General features: G+C 72.7%; 15 protein-coding genes and 1 tRNA gene. 9 read left to right on the top strand and 7 right to left on the bottom strand.

Going from position 1 to position 16,437, the window contains the following annotated elements; all coding sequences use genetic code 11:
* Positions 1 to 155: 155 nt before the first annotated feature.
* The gene (locus tag AB0I76_RS02330; RefSeq protein ID WP_357028723.1) at positions 156 to 812 is read right to left on the bottom strand and encodes an HNH endonuclease family protein; all 657 of its coding nucleotides are present in this window, start codon (positions 810 to 812) and stop codon (positions 156 to 158) included.
* Positions 813 to 920: 108 nt separating this feature from the next.
* On the opposite strand from AB0I76_RS02330, the gene AB0I76_RS02325 reads away from it, so the two are divergent.
* Positions 921 to 2,369: an MFS transporter gene (locus AB0I76_RS02325; RefSeq protein WP_357028720.1), complete on the top strand. Its 1,449-nt coding sequence runs from the start codon at positions 921 to 923 to the stop codon at positions 2,367 to 2,369.
* A gap of 14 nt (positions 2,370 to 2,383) precedes the next feature.
* Positions 2,384 to 2,587: a DUF1737 domain-containing protein gene (locus AB0I76_RS02320; RefSeq protein WP_357028717.1), complete on the top strand. Its 204-nt coding sequence runs from the start codon at positions 2,384 to 2,386 to the stop codon at positions 2,585 to 2,587.
* A gap of 62 nt (positions 2,588 to 2,649) precedes the next feature.
* Here the strand turns inward: AB0I76_RS02320 and leuA are convergent, their stop codons facing one another.
* The 3 genes from leuA to AB0I76_RS02305 form a co-directional block, all read right to left on the bottom strand.
* Entirely contained in the window at positions 2,650 to 4,407 is a 1,758-nt protein-coding gene (gene leuA / locus AB0I76_RS02315; protein WP_357028714.1) for a 2-isopropylmalate synthase, read from the bottom strand.
* A 257-nt stretch (positions 4,408 to 4,664) separates the two neighbouring features.
* Positions 4,665 to 5,204: a nitroreductase family protein gene (locus tag AB0I76_RS02310; RefSeq protein WP_357028712.1), complete on the bottom strand. Its 540-nt coding sequence runs from the start codon at positions 5,202 to 5,204 to the stop codon at positions 4,665 to 4,667.
* 83 nt (positions 5,205 to 5,287) lie between these two features.
* Positions 5,288 to 6,169, bottom strand: coding sequence for a hypothetical protein (locus AB0I76_RS02305; protein WP_357028709.1), 882 nt, complete (start codon positions 6,167 to 6,169; stop codon positions 5,288 to 5,290).
* A gap of 220 nt (positions 6,170 to 6,389) precedes the next feature.
* On the opposite strand from AB0I76_RS02305, the gene AB0I76_RS02300 reads away from it, so the two are divergent.
* Together AB0I76_RS02300 and AB0I76_RS02295 are read left to right on the top strand one after the other, a co-directional pair.
* The gene (locus tag AB0I76_RS02300) at positions 6,390 to 7,655 is read left to right on the top strand and encodes an aspartate kinase (RefSeq protein ID WP_357028706.1); all 1,266 of its coding nucleotides are present in this window, start codon (positions 6,390 to 6,392) and stop codon (positions 7,653 to 7,655) included.
* A gap of 5 nt (positions 7,656 to 7,660) precedes the next feature.
* Complete coding sequence (locus AB0I76_RS02295) at positions 7,661 to 8,722, top strand: aspartate-semialdehyde dehydrogenase (protein WP_357028703.1); 1,062 nt, start codon at positions 7,661 to 7,663, stop codon at positions 8,720 to 8,722.
* A gap of 128 nt (positions 8,723 to 8,850) precedes the next feature.
* On the opposite strand, the gene AB0I76_RS02290 is transcribed toward AB0I76_RS02295, so the two are convergent.
* Positions 8,851 to 10,272: a diguanylate cyclase gene (locus tag AB0I76_RS02290; protein ID WP_357028699.1), complete on the bottom strand. Its 1,422-nt coding sequence runs from the start codon at positions 10,270 to 10,272 to the stop codon at positions 8,851 to 8,853.
* 228 nt (positions 10,273 to 10,500) lie between these two features.
* Here AB0I76_RS02290 and AB0I76_RS02285 point away from each other — a divergent pair, with 228 nt between their 5' ends.
* The 4 genes from AB0I76_RS02285 to AB0I76_RS02270 all read left to right on the top strand — a co-directional run bounded on the left by AB0I76_RS02285 (position 10,501) and on the right by AB0I76_RS02270 (position 14,818).
* Positions 10,501 to 11,280 carry a phosphodiesterase gene (locus tag AB0I76_RS02285; RefSeq protein ID WP_357028696.1) on the top strand — a complete coding sequence of 260 codons (780 nt, stop codon included), beginning with the start codon at positions 10,501 to 10,503 and terminating at the stop codon, positions 11,278 to 11,280.
* A 277-nt stretch (positions 11,281 to 11,557) separates the two neighbouring features.
* Positions 11,558 to 13,264 (top strand): bifunctional metallophosphatase/5'-nucleotidase, encoded by a 1,707-nt coding sequence (locus AB0I76_RS02280; protein WP_357028693.1) that lies wholly within the window; start codon positions 11,558 to 11,560, stop codon positions 13,262 to 13,264.
* Positions 13,265 to 13,352: 88 nt separating this feature from the next.
* Complete coding sequence (locus tag AB0I76_RS02275) at positions 13,353 to 13,826, top strand: hypothetical protein (RefSeq protein WP_357028690.1); 474 nt, start codon at positions 13,353 to 13,355, stop codon at positions 13,824 to 13,826.
* A gap of 95 nt (positions 13,827 to 13,921) precedes the next feature.
* Entirely contained in the window at positions 13,922 to 14,818 is an 897-nt protein-coding gene (locus tag AB0I76_RS02270; RefSeq protein ID WP_357028687.1) for a PHB depolymerase family esterase, read from the top strand.
* Positions 14,819 to 14,858: 40 nt separating this feature from the next.
* Here AB0I76_RS02270 and AB0I76_RS02265 read toward each other — a convergent pair whose 3' ends face one another.
* Positions 14,859 to 15,734, bottom strand: a complete 876-nt coding sequence (locus tag AB0I76_RS02265; protein ID WP_357028684.1) for an META domain-containing protein — start codon at positions 15,732 to 15,734, stop codon at positions 14,859 to 14,861.
* Positions 15,735 to 15,806: 72 nt separating this feature from the next.
* Between AB0I76_RS02265 and AB0I76_RS02260 the strand changes: the two genes are divergently transcribed.
* Entirely contained in the window at positions 15,807 to 16,310 is a 504-nt protein-coding gene (locus AB0I76_RS02260; protein WP_357028682.1) for a hypothetical protein, read from the top strand.
* Positions 16,311 to 16,324: 14 nt separating this feature from the next.
* Here the strand turns inward: AB0I76_RS02260 and AB0I76_RS02255 are convergent.
* Positions 16,325 to 16,401, bottom strand: a tRNA-Pro gene (locus AB0I76_RS02255).
* Positions 16,402 to 16,437 lie beyond the last annotated feature (36 nt).

Here is a 16,437-nt window from a genome sequence, read left to right as displayed (position 1 = left end):
TCTCGACGACAAAGGTCCTGCGCCGGCCAGGACCTCCCCCGTTCGTCGAACGTCGCCGACGCTAGCCGGGGACGGCGGACTCCCGGTCGCGGCGGCCGCGTCGTCGCCGCCCGCGTCCGGCGTCTGCTCCGGGGCGGGCGTCGCCCCGGCTCCGGTCACGGCTTGCTCGCCCATGTGCAGCCCTCCAACATCTCGGTCAGGGCGGCCTTCTCGGCTGTCGTCACCGTGAGCCGCCAGTGGTGCTTGACCGTGACCCAGTTCTCGGCGTACTGGCACCAGTACGACCGGTTCGCCGGTTTCCACTGGGACGGGTCCTGGTCACCCTTTGCCCGGTTGGAGCTCGCGGAAACCGCGATGAGCTGCGGCTGGTCCAGGTCGTTGGCGAAATCGCCCCGCTTCGCGTCGTCCCACTCGTCGGCACCCGAACGCCACGCGTTGGCCAGCGGGACCATGTGGTCGATGTCCACGTCGGACGGGTCGGTGAAGGCGCGCCCGTCGTACACGCTCTCCCAGCGGCCGGCGACCACGTTGCAGCCGGACAGTTCGATGTCCTCGCCGTCGCGCTTGAGGACGGTGTCGCGGACGTCGCAGTTCTTACCCGTGTCCCGCCAGTGCGGGAACTTCTCGCGGCTGTAGCCCCGCATCGAACCCGCCTTGGCGACGGCGAGCTGCTCCAGCATCTGCACGGCGTTGCCGCCGCCCGTCGGCGTCGGCTCGGGCTCCTCGACCGGGACGCAGCCGCCCGCGCCGAGGGCGAGCGCCGCGGCGAGCGCCACGGTCACCGCGGCACGCGGTCCTGATCTGGTACGCACAGACGACACCTTTCCAGCTTGCGGGCTCCCGGCGATCCCGCACAGTACCCGGACACGGTTTCGGCGTTTCGTGGCGTCTGTCATATGGCGCAGGGCAGATTGGTGAGCATGGCTCCATCCGCGCCCGCTCTGCGCATGGGCACCGCCTCCGGACGGGGAACCCTGCTGGCGGCGGTCCTCGCCTCCGGGATGGTCTTCCTCGACAGTACCGTGGTGAACGTGGCCCTGCCCCGGCTCGGGCGTGACCTCGGCGCGACCGTGGCCGGTCTGCAGTGGACCGTCAACGGCTACCTGCTGATGCTGGCCGCCTTCGTCCTGCTCGGTGGGGCGCTCGGCGACCGGTTCGGCCGCCGGCGGATCTTCCTGCTGGGGGTGGTCTGGTTCACACTCGCCTCCCTGCTCTGCGGCCTGGCCCAGGACACCAACCAGCTCATCGCGGCCCGCTTCCTCCAGGGTGCGGGAGGTGCGCTGCTCACTCCCGGTTCGCTGTCGGTGCTCCAGGCCAGCTTCCACCCCGACGACCGGGCCAGGGCGATCGGTGCCTGGAGCGGCCTGTCCGGCGTGTCCACCGCGCTCGGCCCCTTCGTCGGCGGGCTGCTCATCGACGCGCTCTCCTGGCGGTGGATCTTCTTCCTCAACGTGCCGCTGGCCGTGCTCGTGGTCCTCGCCGCCCTGCGCTGGGTGCCGGAGAGTCGGGACGAGGAGGCGTCGCGTACCGAGGGGCCGGGTCGCCGGCGCCGCCGGTTCGACGTGGCGGGGGCGCTGCTCGGCGCGGTGGCCCTGGCCGGCGTCACGTACGCCCTGATCGACGCTCCCGCGCGCGGCTTCGACTCGGCCCCGGTGCTGGTCGCGGCCCTGGTCGGTGTGATCGGTGCGGTGGTCTTCGTGCTGGTCGAGCGGCGCCGGGGGGACAGCGCGATGCTGCCCACCGGGCTGTTCGGCAGCCGGCTCTTCTCGGTACTGAACATCTTCACCGTGGCCGTGTACGCGGCCCTCGGTGGCTTCACCTTCTTCCTCGCCGTCTACCTCCAGAACGTGGTCGGCTGGTCGGCGTTTCTCACCGGGATCTCGCTGCTGCCGATGACGGTGTTGCTGCTGGTCGGGTCCGCCCGGGCCGGTGCCCTCTCGGCACGCATCGGGCCCCGGCTCCCGTTGACCGTCGGACCGGTGGTCGCCGCCCTCGGGCTGGTCCTGCTGCGCGAGGTCGACCCGGGGGCGTCGTACTGGCGGGACGTTCTGCCGGGGGTGCTGCTCTTCGGCGCCGGGCTGACCCTGGTGGTGGCGCCGCTGACCGCCTCGGTGCTGGCCGCCGTGGAGGACCGGTTCGCCGGTGTGGCGAGCGGGTTCAACAACGCGGCGTCCCGGGCGGGCGGCCTGCTCGCGGTGGCCGCGCTGCCGCTGCTGGTCGGACTCTCCGGCACCGGGTACGAGCAGGAGGCCGACCTGACCGACGCGTACCGGGGAGCGATGCTGTGGTGCGCCGGGCTGCTGGTCGCCGGGGCGGTGATGGCCGCCGTGCTCATCCACCGCCCACCCCGGCAGGCGGTGGACGCCTGATCTACCGTCGAGGGATGAGTGATCTTTCTGGCCGACTCCGGTACCGCCTGCTCACCGGGACCGACGACGCCGACTTCTGCCGCCGGATCAGCGAGGCGCTGGCCGACGGCTACCGGTTGTACGGCTCACCGGCGATGACCTTCGACGGGGAACGCGTCGTCGTCGCCCAGGCGGTCGTGCTCGACGACGGCGATCCGTCGCGGGTCGTACCGGCCTGATGGGCGTCAAGAAGGGCCCCTTCCTATACGCCAGGCGTTAAGAAGGGGCCCTTCCTTGCACCTCAGGCGTGGGCGCGGTTGACGGCGCTGGTGACCGCCTTGACGGAGGCGGTGACGATGTTGGCGTCCACGCCGACGCCCCACACCGTACGGCCGTCGACCTCGCACTCCACGTACGCCGCCGCCTGCGCGTCGCCGCCGGAGGACATCGCGTGCTCGTGGTAGTCGAGCACCCGTACGCCGACGCCGATCGACTGCAGCGCGTTGACGTACGCGTCGATGGGGCCGTTGCCGACCGCGGTCAGTGACGTCGGCTCGGTGCCGCGACCGACCCGGGCGTCGATCTCGACCTTGCCCTCGACCGTGCCGATCGTGTAGTCGACCAGCACGACGGCCGGGTCGACCTGGTGGTCGACGAGGTAGTTCGAGGCGAAGATGTCCCACATGGTGCCCGGGTCGACCTCGCCGCCGGCGTGGTCGGTGACCTGCTGCACGACGCCGGAGAACTCGATCTGGAGGCGGCGCGGCAGGTCGAGCTGGTGCTCGGTCTTCATGATGTACGCGACGCCGCCCTTGCCGGACTGCGAGTTGACCCGGATGACCGCCTCGTAGGTGCGGCCCAGGTCCTTCGGGTCGATCGGCAGGTACGGAACAGCCCAGGTGAACTCGTCGACCGGCACCCCGGCCGCCGCCGCGTCGGCGTGCAGGGCGTCGAAGCCCTTCTTGATCGCGTCCTGGTGGGAGCCGGAGAAGGCGGTGTAGACGAGGTCGCCCGCGTACGGGTGGCGCTCGTGCACGGGCAGCTGGTTGCAGTACTCGACGGCGCGCTTGACCTCGTCGATGTTCGAAAAGTCGATCATCGGGTCGACGCCCTGGGAGAGCAGGTTCAGGCCCAGCGTCACCAGGTCCACGTTGCCGGTGCGCTCGCCGTTGCCGAACAGGCAGCCCTCGATCCGGTCGGCGCCGGCCAGCAGGCCCAGCTCGGCGGCGGCCACCCCGGTGCCCCGGTCGTTGTGCGGGTGCAGGCTCAGCACGAGGCTGTCCCGTCGGGGCAGGTGCCGGTGCATCCACTCGATCGAGTCGGCGTACACGTTCGGCATGGCCATCTCGACGGTGGCCGGCAGGTTGACGATCAGCTTGCGGTCCGGGGTGGGGTCGATGACGTCGATGACCTTCGCGCAGACCTCCACCGCGTACTCCAGCTCGGTGCCCGTGTACGACTCGGGGGAGTACTCGTAGTAGATGTCGGTGTCCGGGGTGTGGATCTCCGCGTACTTCCGGCAGAGGCGCGCGCCCTGGGTCGCGATGTCGGTGATGCCGTCCCGGTCCAGCCCGAACACCACCCGGCGCTGGAGTGTCGAGGTGGAGTTGTAGAAGTGCACGATCGCCCGGTGGGCCCCCCGCAGCGACTCGAACGTCCGCTCGATCAGGTGTTCCCGGCACTGGGTCAACACCTGGATGGTGACGTCCTCCGGGATCAGGTCCTGCTCGATCAGTTGCCGGACGAAGTCGAAGTCCGTCTGGCTGGCCGAGGGGAAGCCGACCTCGATCTCCTTGTAGCCCATCTGCACCAGCAGCTGGAACATCCGTCGCTTGCGCTCGGGCGACATGGGGTCGATGAGCGCCTGGTTGCCGTCGCGGAGGTCGACCGCACACCAGCGGGGCGCCGCCTCGATCCGGCGGGTCGGCCAGGCGCGGTCCGGCAGGTCGATGCGGAACTGCTGGTGGTACGGCAGGTAGCGCCGGTACGGCATCCGGCTGGGGCGCTGCCGGGCGATCGGATCGGTGTCGGCGTCGGTGGTGCCGGCTGGGTGAGCCATGGCGGAGTGCTCCCGAGGGTCATGTGACGTCAGCGTCGAAGGTCGGCGTCGGTGCCGGAGATCGGCGTCGGTGCCGAGCGAAAAGGTCCGGGACGGTGCTGGGCGGCGCGGTTCGACTCCGCGACGAGGTGCCGGCCGTCAGGCCTCGTCGCGGCAACCAAGAAGGAGATACGCCTGCCACATGACAGAGTCACCCTACGTGGTGGGGCCGGATGTGGGAAGGCAGGTCCGTAGGTTGAGACGGACTTCGCAGCCGGTCAGGCGAGCAGCAGGTCGCGGACGGGCCGGCGCCGTCGCAGGCCGGTCTCACCAGACAGGAGATCGGCGGGGAGGCTGAGCGGGTCACCGAGCTGGCCGACGGCCACCACCACCGCCGGCAGCACGTCGGCGGGCAGGTCCAGGTCGGCCGCGAGGCCGTCGTGGTCGAGGTCCCGGAGCTGGCGTACGTGCAGTCCGAGCGCGGTGGCCTGCACGGTCAGGTGCGCCACGGCCTGGCCCAGGTCGTACGCGGCGCAGCCGGTCGGGTCGGCGTCCGGCGCGAGGTGGGCGGCGAGCACCAGCGCGGAGGCGCGACCCGCCCAGCGCTGGTCACGGAGCGGGAGGTTGACCACGATCCGCTTCCAGGTCTCGTCGTCCCGGTGCCCGAGGGCGAACCGCCACGGCTGCGCGTTCCCCGCCGACGGTGCCCAGCGGGCGGCCTCCAGGAGGACGTGCGCCTCGCCCGGGGTCAGCTCCCCGGCGGGGTCGAAGGACCGGGGGCTCCAACGGAAGGCGAGCAGCGGAGTGAGGTCAGACATGAGAGCAGCGTCCCGTATGGGCGATTGATCCTTCCGGCAGGGTGGGCCGAATGTGGGCAAGAGCACCCGTAACGGAAACGGTCTCAGGACGTTTCCGGGCTGACCGACGGCTCCGGTGACGCCAGGTCCAGTGGCTCGGCCTCCACGACCGGGCCGGCGAGCTGGACGCTCGCCGGGGCCGGGGCGGGCGTGCCGGCCAGGAGCAGCGTGCCGAAGGCGGTGCGCACCGCGGTCGGCGTGCCGTCCGGGTCGTAGCAGTAGATCCCCGGGTCCAGGGGCGCCGTGATCGACGCGGAGGTGGTCTCGACCGAGTAGCAGGTGCCGGCCGCACCCGGGGGCGGCTGCGCGGGCGACACCGCGAGCGGGGACCGCCGGTCGGTGAGCACGTCCAGCCAGTCGGTGAACGGGTGCTGCACCCGGGGGTCCAGGCGGCGCGGCACGGCGTCGTCGGAGTCACCGAGGCGGACGCAGGCCGGCGGCTCCGGCCGGGTCGCCGACGGCAGGGTGCACTGGAACAGACCCCCGGCGGTGGCGGCGAACGACACGTCCGTCGTGCCCCCGAGTGCCCCACCCGGCACGTCGACCCGCCAGCTGCCGTCGTTCGCGCTGGTCACCACGACCGTCCGGTCCGGCGCGTCCGGACCGCTCAGGATGTAGGTGGCGATCAGGTGCCGGTCCTGCGCCGCTGCCGCGAGGCCGGCCAGTTCGTCCCGCGCGGCGTCCATCCCGGCGGGCACCTCCGCCGTACCCGGTGTCGGGGTCGCCGGGGCCGTCTCCGGCTGGTCCGGCCCGCAGGCCACGAGGATCAGGGGCAGGGCCAGGGTGAGGACCACCCCCCGGACCGTCGACCCGGTCGCGGCCGGAGCGGTCGACTGCGGCAGGACGGCCGGGCGCGGCGGGACGGCCGACCGTGCCGGGGCGGCCGGGGCGGGCGCGGAGCCGGCCGGGCGGAGGTGGGCGTGCATCCGCACATTGTCGCCACCCGCGTGCCGTGGTGGGGGGCGGCGCGGCGCGACCTCTCCGGCGTGTCCCGCGCCACCCCCGGCCGTCCCCGGGGCCGGATCGTGGGATCACCCGGCCCGCCGGATCGGCCCGCCCGATACCCTGAACGCGTCTGACACGCGCCGCCGGCCCTCATCCGGCGGCGTCGGCACGCTCAGGGTCACCGGGAGGGAGTGCACCGTCGTGGCACTCGTGGTGCAGAAGTACGGCGGGTCCTCCGTCGCCAACGCCGAGCGGATCAAGCGGGTGGCGGAGCGCATCGTCGCCGCGCGCAAGGCCGGTGACGACGTCGTGGTGGTGGTCTCCGCGATGGGCGACACCACCGACGAGCTGCTCGACCTGGCCAACCAGGTGAGCCCGCTGCCGCCGGGCCGCGAGCTGGACATGCTGCTCACCGCCGGGGAGCGGATCTCCATGGCGCTGCTGGCCATGGCGATCCACAACCTGGGGTACGAGGCCCGCTCGTTCACCGGCTCGCAGGCCGGCGTGATCACCACGTCGGTGCACGGCCGGGCGCGGATCATCGACGTCACCCCGGGCCGGCTCAAGGGCGCGCTCGACGAGGGCGCGGTGGTCATCGTCGCCGGCTTCCAGGGCGTCTCCCAGGACACCAAGGACGTGACCACCCTCGGTCGGGGCGGCTCGGACACCACCGCCGTGGCCCTCGCCGCCGCGCTCGCCGCGGACGTGTGCGAGATCTACACCGACGTGGACGGCATCTTCAGCGCCGATCCCCGGATCGTGCCCAACGCCCGGCACATCAAGCACATCACCTACGAGGAGATGCTGGAGCTGGCCGCCTGCGGCGCGAAGGTGCTGCACCTGCGCAGCGTCGAGTACGCGCGACGCGCGGGGTTGCCGATCCACGTCCGTTCGTCATACTCGACCAACACCGGCACCATGGTCACCGGATCGATGGAGGACCTTCCCGTGGAACAGGCGCTGATCACCGGGGTCGCCCACGACCGCAGCGAAGCCAAGATCACGATCGTCGGCGTGCCCGACGAGCCGGGCGCCGCGGCGAAGATCTTCGACACCGTGGCCGGTGCCGAGATCAACATCGACATGATCGTGCAGAACGTGTCCACCGAGGGCACCGGTCGTACGGACATCTCCTTCACCCTGCCCAAGACCGACGGTCCGACCGCCATGGCCGCCCTGAGCAAGATCCAGGAGGCGGTCAAGTTCAAGGGCCTGCTCTACGACGACCACGTCGGCAAGGTGTCGCTGATCGGCGCCGGCATGCGCTCGCACCCCGGTGTCGCGGCCGGCTTCTTCGCCGCCCTCGGCGCGGCGGGCGTCAACATCGAGATGATCTCCACCTCGGAGATCCGGGTCTCGGTGGTCTGCCGCGACACCGACCTGGACGCGGCGGTGCGCGCCATCCACGACGCCTTCGACCTCGGTGGCGACACCGAGGCGGTCGTGTACGCGGGGACGGGGCGGTAGCCATCGTGACGTCGCTGCCCACCCTGGCCGTGGTCGGAGCGACCGGTGCCGTCGGCACCGTGATGTGTGAGCTGCTCACCGCCCGCAAGAACGTGTGGGGCGAGATCAGGCTGCTCGCCTCCGCCCGGTCGGCGGGCCGCACGGTGCGCTGCCGGGGCGAGGAGTTGACCGTCCGGGAGTTGACCGAGGAGGCGTTCGACGGCGTCGACGTCGCCATGTTCGACGTGCCGGACGAGGTCTCCGCTCGCTGGGCGCCGGTCGCGGTCCGCCGCGGGGCGGTCGCGGTGGACAACTCCGGTGCCTTCCGGATGGACCGCGACGTCCCGCTCGTGGTGCCGGAGATCAACCCCGAGCAGGTACGCAACCGGCCCAAGGGGATCATCGCCAACGCCAACTGCACCACCCTCGCGATGATCGTCGCGGTCGCGCCGCTGCACCGCGAGTACGGGCTCCGCGAACTGGTGCTCTCGTCGTACCAGGCGGTGTCCGGCGCGGGGCAGGCCGGCGTGGACGCCCTGCACACCCAGCTCGCCAAGATCTCCGGAGACCGGGCGCTCGGCTCCCGTCCGGGCGACGTACGCCAGGCGGTCGGCGACGAGTTGGGCCCCTTCCCGGCCCCGCTGGCGCTCAACGTGGTGCCCTGGGCCGGCTCGGTCGCCGACGGCGGTTGGTCGTCCGAGGAGATGAAGATGCGCAACGAGTCGCGCAAGATCCTCGGCCTGCCCGACCTGAAGGTCTCCGCCACCTGCGTCCGCGTACCCGTGGTGACCGGCCACTCGATCGCCGTGCACGCCGTCTTCGCCACCGAGGTCGATGCCGAGGGCGCCCGCGAGGTGCTGCGCAACGCCCCCGGCGTGATCCTGGTCGACGACCCGGTGGCCGGGGAGTTCCCCATGCCGATCGACGCCGTGGGCACCGACCCCTCCTGGGTCGGCCGCATCCGCCGCGCCCTGGACGACCCGCGCGCGCTGGACTTCTTCGTGACCGGCGACAACCTCCGCAAGGGCGCCGCCCTCAACACGGCCCAGATCGCCGAACTCCTGGCCCGCGAACTAACCCACTCCTGACCCCCACGCCACCCCACCCCCGGCCGTCGCGCCGATCTTGCACTTCCTGCCTCCGCGAAACGGGGCAGTCGGCGCAGAACGGCGACCCGAAGTGCAAGATCGCGGGGGAGTGAGGGGGCGGAGCGGACCTAGGCGGCGGCTAGGCGGACGCCGTCGCGGCCTTGGCGTTTGACCGTGTATAGGGCCTGGTCGGCTCGCCGGAGGGTCAGCTCCGGGGACTCGCCGGGGCGAGGGAGGGCCACGCCCACGCTGATGGTGCGGCCGGTACGGCGGGCGGCCTCGGCCAGCCGCTCGGCGATGCGGACCGCCTCCTCGGGGCGGCTCACCTCGATCACCGCCACGAACTCGTCGCCGCCGATCCGGTACAGCTCGTCGCCGTGCCGCAGCGCCCCCTCCAGGGCCCGGGCCAGGCCGACCAGCACCCGGTCGCCGGCCTGGTGGCCGTACGTGTCGTTGACGGTCTTGAAGCCGTCCACGTCGATGGCGAGCAGGGCCGTACGCCCGGGGGTGGCCGCCGCGATGCGCTGGCCGAACGGGCCGGTGTGCCGTAGCCCGGTCAGCGGGTCGGAGCTGGCCTGCTCGCGCAGCCGGGCCACGGTGCGCAGCAGGTCCAGGGCGGCCCACGCCTGGCCGGCGAGCAGTTCCATCAGGTTGACCGTCGTCGGGTCCGGGCGCAGCAGCCGCTCGTCGGCGACCAGCAGCACACCGCCGCCGTCGGGCGGGCCGACGGGCACCGCGACCAGCGTGCGTACGCCGGCACGGGCCAGCGCCGCATAGTCGGCGGTGGGCGGGTGCCCGGCCTCGCCGAGGGTGTAGCCGGCGCCGTGGCGGTGGGCTCGGCTGATCATCCGGCCCAGCACGGTCGGGCCGGCCTCGGTCAGCTCGGCCCGGATCCGGGACTCCAGCTCGCCGGGGGTCGCGGTGGGCCCGCCGAGCCGTGGCGCGTCCCGACCGGCCAGCACGAGCACCGCCGCGGAGAGCGTCGACACGTCCCGGGCGGCGGCGATGGCCGCGGTCATCAGGTCCCACTCCGTCGGGGCGGACGTCAGCGCGGCGGCGTGCCGGAGCAGCTTCTCGCTGCGGCTCTCGGCGGGCGGGCCACCGAGGGCGACGATCCGGGCGCCCAGGCGGGCGGCCAGCCGCTCGGCGACGTCCCGCCAGGCGTCCAGCTCGACCGGCTCGCACCACTGGAGGTCCAGTACGCCGATCGGCCGGCCCGCCGGATCCAGGACCGGTACGCACACCTCGGCCCTGACGTCGGGGCGAACCGGCAGGTAGTCGGGGTCGTCCGAGACGTCGGGGACGACCGCCGGGAGCCCCGAGGCGTACACCCGGCCGACGATCCCGGCCTTCGGCGGCACGGTGGAGAAGACCTGCCAGGAACCGGTCGCCGCGACGCAGCGGAGCCGGTCGTGGACCTGGAGCAGCACGGAGATGGTGGCCGGGGCGTGCCGGGCGAGCGCGGTGACGACGTACCGGCACGCCTCGACGGCGGTCGACGCCATCGGTAGGCGGACCGTGACGTCACGGATGACTCGCTGATGATCCACGGGGCACGTCGTTCCAGGTCGGGGGCCACCCGGCCGGCACCGGGTCGCCGATCAAGGGTAACCAGCGCGGACGCGATCGGCCGCCGACCAAGATCGGCTACTTCCTTCGTACACATGTTTCATCCACAGGGTGTGGACAGGGCCTGTGGGTTGTCGGATGCCGTGCCAGGGGCACCCGGAGCGCGGTCGGCGGCGATAGCGTGGAGGCCCCAGGCCCGTGGAGGCGCGATGCTCATCGCCCAGCTCAGTGACCCGCACGTGACCACCGGCGTGCTCGGGGCCGAACCGGCCGCCGGACTGCACCGCGCCCTCGGCCGGGTCCTCGCGCTCGAACCCCGCCCGGACTGCGTCGTCGTCACCGGCGACCTGGTCGACCACGGGCGCCCCGACGAGTACGCGGCGCTGCGCGAGATCATCGGCCGGTTCCCGCTCCCGGTGCACCTGGTCGCCGGCAACCACGACGACCGGGAGTCACTGCTGGACGCCTTCGGCGGGACACCCTGGCTGGGTGGCGGCTTCTCCGCGTACTACCACGTCGACCACCCCGGGGCGACCGTCGTGGTGCTCGACTCGCTGGTGCCCGGGGCCGACGGCGGGCGGCTCGACGAGGAGCAGCTGGCCTGGCTCGACGGGGTGCTGGCCGGCCGTCCCGACGTGCCCGCCGTCGTGTTCGTGCACCATCCGCCGGTCGCGGTCGGCATCCCGGCCGCCGACGCCGTCCGGCTCGCCGACGCCGACGCGTTCGCCGCGGTGATCGGCCGGCACCGCCATGTCGTACGCGTCGCCGCCGGCCACCTGCACCGGCCGGTGACGACGGCCTTCGGCGGGACCGTGCTGACCGTCGCGCCGAGCACGTGGAAGCAGGCCTCGCTGACCATGACCGAGGACGAGCGGATCGGCTGGGTGGCCGAGCCGACCGCCCTGCTGCTGCACCTGATCGACGGCGGGGGCTGTGTGACCCACCTGGTGCAGGTCAGCCACGCGACCGGGATGACCTGCGGCTACTGACCGTGTGTCGGGTCCGCTGAGGACCGATCGTCGGCAACCGGCGGCACGAATCAGTCATGTCCGACTCATTCGGCCGACGCATGGCCGCCACCGTACATATCCGCAGGTCTGATGGTCTGCTCAGGTCGACGGGCGGCGGCCTGCGATGAGAGGCTGTCACCGACGCGGGCGACGGTCCCCCACCGTCGCCACCCCGTACCGACCCTGTCGACGGCGCGGCCCGGCCCGGCGCGAACATCGCCCGGCCACCCGCGCCGGTTTTCCCACGAGGAGATCCATGTCCAACCCCGGGATGCGTCGGGCCGCCATCGGCCTGACCGCGCTCGCCGTGGCCGCCTTCGGCGCGGTCGCGACCACCCCCGACAAGGCGGACGCCGGACCGAAGCCGGTCGACGTCACGCTGCTCGCCCTCAACGACTTCCACGGCAACCTCGAGCCGCCGACCGGGTCGAGCGGCACCATCGCCGGCCAGCCGGCCGGCGGCGCCGAGTACCTCGCCACCCACCTGGCCGCGCTGGCCGAGGCGAGCCAGAAGAAGAACACCATCACCGTCGCCGCCGGCGACCTGATCGGCGCGTCCCCGCTGCTGTCCGCGGCGTTCCACGACGAGCCGACCATCGAGGCGCTCACCCTGGCCGGGCTCGACTACGCCAGCGTCGGCAACCACGAGTTCGACGAGGGCGCCGACGAGCTGCTGCGCATCCAGAACGGCGGCTGCCACCCGGTCGACGGCTGCGGCGACGGCACCCCGTACGAGGGCGCCGGCTTCCAGTACCTCTCCGCCAACGCCTTCAAGACGGTGACCGGTGAGCCGCTGCTCGCCCCGTACGCCATCCACAAGGTCGACGGCGTCAAGGTCGGTTTCATCGGCATGACCCTGGAGGGCACGCCGCAGATCGTCAGCCAGGAGGGCGTCGCCGGGCTGACCTTCGCCGACGAGGCGGTCACCGCCAACCGGTACGCGGCCGAGCTGCGGGCCAAGGGCGTGGAGACCATCGTCGTGCTGCTGCACGAGGGCGGCACCCAGGCCGGCGCCGGCGGCATCAACGACTGCGTCGACTTCACCGGCCCGGTCGTGGACGTCGTCAACCGGATGGACCCGTCGATCGACGTCGTCGTGAGCGGACACACCCACCAGGCGTACAACTGCGAGGTCAACAACAAGCTGGTCACCAGCGCCAGCTCGTTCGGCCGCCTGATCACCGACATCGACCTGAAGATCGACGGGCGGACCGGTGACGTGCTCACTGCCACCGCCGAGAACGTGGTGGTCACCCGGGACGTCGCCAAGGACCCGGCGCAGACCGACCTGATCAACCGCTACAAGGAGGTCCTCGGCCCGGTCGCCGGCCGCCAGGTCGGCACGACCGCCGAGGCGCTCGTCCGTACGCAGGAGAACCTGTTCGGCACCCAGGCCGGCGAGTCCCCGCTGGGCAACGTGATCGCGGACGCGCAGCTCGCGGCCACCGACGACGAGCAGAACGCCGTGGCCGCCTTCATGAACCCCGGTGGTGTCCGCGCCGACCTCGACGCCGGCCCGGTCACCTACGAGGAGGCGTTCACGGTCCAGCCGTTCGCCAATAACCTGGTGACGCTCGACCTCACCGGCGCGCAGCTGTACTGCATGCTGGAGCAGCAGTTCGTCACCGGCCGTACCCTGTACCCGTCGTCCAGCGTCCGGTACACCGTGGACGTCAACGGCACGACCGCCACCGCGGCCGACCCGTGCGCCGGCACCCGCGTGGTCCGGGGCAGCCTGACCCTCGGCGGGACCGCGGTCACCGCCGACGCCACCTACCGGGTCACGGTGAACAACTTCCTGGCCGGCGGCGGCGACGGCTTCGCCGTCCTGCGCGGCGGCACCAACGCCGTCACCGGCCTGATCGACCTGGACGCGTTCGTGGCGTACCTGGGCGCGAACTCCCCGGTCTCCGCCCCGGCGCTGGACCGCATCCGCACCACCGCCGAGGTCCCCGTGGCCTGATCGGCACCGTCGACGGACGGGCCCCGGAGCGTCACGCTCCGGGGCCCGCCTTCGTTTCCGCGTCGGTCCGGTCTGCCATGCTGGCGCGGTGAGCACGACCTGGCGACACCTGCCCGCACCCGCCCGTGAGATCGCGGTGGCCGCCACCGACGCCGTCACCGCCGCCCGGGAGCAGGACATCGAGGCGTACGACGTGGCGGTCGCCCGGCTCGCGACGGCCGACCGGTCCGGGTTGGTCCTCGGCGCGGTGGTCCGGTCGCTGCTGGAGGTGGGACACCCCGACGGGCTGGCCGGCGACGACGTGCGCGTGGTGCTGGAACGATGCGTGCGCGGCGCGGCGCGGTGGCGGGCGGACGTCGACCCGCACGTGGTGCTGGTGCTGCTCGCCGGTTCCCTCGGCCTGTACGACCCGGAGGCCGACGAGGCGCCGCCCGGTCCGGCGGCGGTCGCCGCGCACGGTCCGCTGCTCGTCGCCGACCTCCTGGCCGCAACCGGCCGGCCGTTCGAGGCGCACCTGACCTCGGCGTTCGCCGAGATCCACCGCACGGAGCTGCACGACTGAGCACAGTGGATTCGTTCCCCGATCGTTGCCGAGTGGGGCAGCGGACCTGCCCGGGTCGGCGTTAGGTTGCCGAAAACCGACCACGGGGGAGACCGATGGGATCCACGACGACAGCCAGATGCGCGGCGGTGGCCGCCGCGCTGACCCTCCTGCTCGGCGCCGCCGCCTGCGGCGGGGACGACTCGCCCGACCGGGACGGCAGGGCCGCCGCAACGGCGAGCCCGAGCCGACCGGTCGCGCCGGAGAAGCCGGCCCCGGGTGACCACCGCCTGACGATCGAGGGACGGACCGGCGCGTACGAGCTGCACGCGCCGCCCGGCTACCGGCCGGGACAGAAGACACCGCTGGTGGTGGCGATCCACTACCGGGGTGCCGACGCGGCGATGATGCGGGCGGTGACCCGGCTGGACGCCAAGGCGGACCAGGAGGGGTTCCTGGTCGCGTACCCCTGCTGCGGAGGCAACGAGGACGTCGGCTTCGTGCGGACGATGGTGGAGCACCTGATCCGGACGTGGGACGTCGACCCGGACCGGGTCTACGCCACGGGCATGTCGGCCGGGGCGGCGATGACGTACCGACTGGCGATGGAGGCGCCCGACCTGTTCGCGGCGGTCGCCCCGGTCAGCGGCGGGCTCATCGGCGGCCAACCCGCCTCGGCCGCGGCGCAGCGGCCCGCCCGGTCGGTGTCGGTCGTGTCGTTCATCGGCGCCGACGACCGCACGGCCGACGCGCTGGAGATCCGCCTGGGCCAGTGGCGGCGGGAGTACGGCTGCGTGGAGCGACCGGCGACGTGGGTGGACCGGGCGAAGACCGTCAACCGGGTCGTCTCGACCTGCCCCGGCGGTGCCGAGGTCGTCGGCTACACCGTCAACGGGATGGGGCACCGGTGGCCGGGCGGCGCCGAGGTGGGGCTGGGCGCACCGGACACCGCGATCGTCGCGACGGACCTGATCTGGGACTTCTTCGTCGCACATCCCCGCCGGCCGGCCTGAGCGCCAGACCGGCCGCCGGCGAGCGGCGAGGCCGCGAGGATCAGCCGTCGCGGCGCAGCCGGCCGATCTCCGTGCCCTTCGCGTTCACCAGCACCAGCACGTCGTCGTCCAGGCCGGCCCGTCGGGCGTAGCCGAGCCACGTCGCGAGTGGCGTGCCGTCGCACCCGATCAGTGTCTGGGGCGCGGCGGTGGCCACCAGGGCGCCGTCGGGTCCGGTCGTCCACCGCCCACGCAGGTTGTTGCAGCCGTCCGACCCCCGCCACGTGCCGTCGTCGGCCAGGACGACGTGCGGAGCCTCGCGTCCGCGGCCCGGCTCGACCAGCGGCAGCCACCGGCCGGTCAGCGCGTTCCGGGCCACCGGCGCGAGCGCCGACGGCAGCGGCGCGGGTGACGCCAACCAGGCCCGCGTCTCGTCGGTCACCGCCGGGGGTGTGCCTCGTGCGGGATCCATGTTGGGCGGGACGCTCGGCCGGGCACCGGGTGACAGCCGGGCCACCTCCACGCCCGCGCGATCCAGGAGTACGCGGACCACGCCGTCCACCTCGAACCGGTCCGCGCGCGCCAACCAGTCGGGCAGCGCGGGCGATCCCGCCGGCCCGCACCGGTCGTCACCGAGGTTCGTCAGTCCGTGCAGGTCGGCGACGAACAGGCCGCCCGGATGCGCCGCCCAGGCTCCGAGGGACGCATCGCAGTCGCGGAACAGGACCAGCTCCCCATCTCCGAGCCGCAGGACCGTGCCCGCCTCGACGCCCGTGCCGGTCACCGCCCAGGAGCCGACCAGATCCGTCGGCTCCACGGTGGCGACCGGAGTCGCGAGCGGAAGCGTCTGCGACGGAGGCGCCGGCTCCCCGCCCGCGCAGGCGGTCAGCAGCATCGTCAGCGCCACGATCCCGAGGGCGTACCGTCCGCGTCGCATGTGTCCTCCAAAGGCGTCAGCAGTGGATTGGACGGGCACCGGTGGGCGAACGGTTCCCGGTAGCATCCGCCGATGCCTCGCATGTCGACCTGGACCAGGCCGTACGACCTGGGGGACCGGGGCGATCTCCACAAGCTGCGGTACGTCGTGGCGAGCGGGATGTCCGTGGCCGGTCTCCTTCCGCTCTGCTCCCTCGCCAGGGCCGACGTCTCCTGGACCGCGGCGCTGTTCGTCGGCCTCTTCGTGCTGGTGTGGCAGGTCGTGCTGTGGCGGGTGACGCTGGTCGGCCTCTACGTCAGCGAGCACGGCATCAAGATCCGCCACGTGTCCCGTACGCACGTCGTGCCCTGGTCGCGGGTGGTCCGCGCCTGGGCGGGGCCGGCGGCCGACCACGATGCCTGGCAGATCTGGGTCTCCACCCGTGATCCAAACCGGGACCTGGAGACGCCGATCTGGCGCGGGGGCTCCCGAACCGTGCACCGCAACCGCATCGTCCTCCCGTGGGAGGAGTTCGTCGCAGCCCTGGTCGCCCTCGACCCGGCAACGCGTCAAGGCCCCTCCGTGGAGGGGCCTTGACCTGCTGTTACCTCTGGTCGGGGTGGCCGGATTCGAACCGACGACCTCTTCGTCCCGAACGAAGCGCGCTACCAAGCTGCGCCACACCCCGAGGCGTGCCGACAAATAGTAGCCCACCGGGTCCGAG

The sequence above is a fragment of the Micromonospora sp. NPDC049799 genome (assembly GCF_040656655.1).
Classification (GTDB): Bacteria; Actinomycetota; Actinomycetes; order Mycobacteriales; family Micromonosporaceae; genus Micromonospora.
Note: the sequence above shows the minus strand (reverse complement) of the source record. Positions and strands in the feature narration are given on the sequence as shown.

Bases quoted from the DNA above. Each gene is read 5' to 3' on its own strand.
- AB0I76_RS02265 (WP_357028684.1), bottom strand. From the start codon at position 15,734: ATGCGACGCGGACGGTACGCCCTCGGGATCGTGGCGCTGACGATGCTG.
- AB0I76_RS02280 (WP_357028693.1), top strand. From the start codon at position 11,558: ATGTCCAACCCCGGGATGCGTCGGGCCGCCATCGGCCTGACCGCGCTC.
- AB0I76_RS02270 (WP_357028687.1), top strand. From the start codon at position 13,922: ATGGGATCCACGACGACAGCCAGATGCGCGGCGGTGGCCGCCGCGCTG.
- AB0I76_RS02325 (WP_357028720.1), top strand. From the start codon at position 921: ATGGCTCCATCCGCGCCCGCTCTGCGCATGGGCACCGCCTCCGGACGG.
- AB0I76_RS02260 (WP_357028682.1), top strand. From the start codon at position 15,807: ATGCCTCGCATGTCGACCTGGACCAGGCCGTACGACCTGGGGGACCGG.
- AB0I76_RS02310 (WP_357028712.1), bottom strand. From the start codon at position 5,204: ATGTCTGACCTCACTCCGCTGCTCGCCTTCCGTTGGAGCCCCCGGTCC.
- AB0I76_RS02320 (WP_357028717.1), top strand. From the start codon at position 2,384: ATGAGTGATCTTTCTGGCCGACTCCGGTACCGCCTGCTCACCGGGACC.
- AB0I76_RS02285 (WP_357028696.1), top strand. From the start codon at position 10,501: ATGCTCATCGCCCAGCTCAGTGACCCGCACGTGACCACCGGCGTGCTC.
- leuA (WP_357028714.1), bottom strand. From the start codon at position 4,407: ATGGCTCACCCAGCCGGCACCACCGACGCCGACACCGATCCGATCGCC.
- AB0I76_RS02305 (WP_357028709.1), bottom strand. From the start codon at position 6,169: ATGCACGCCCACCTCCGCCCGGCCGGCTCCGCGCCCGCCCCGGCCGCC.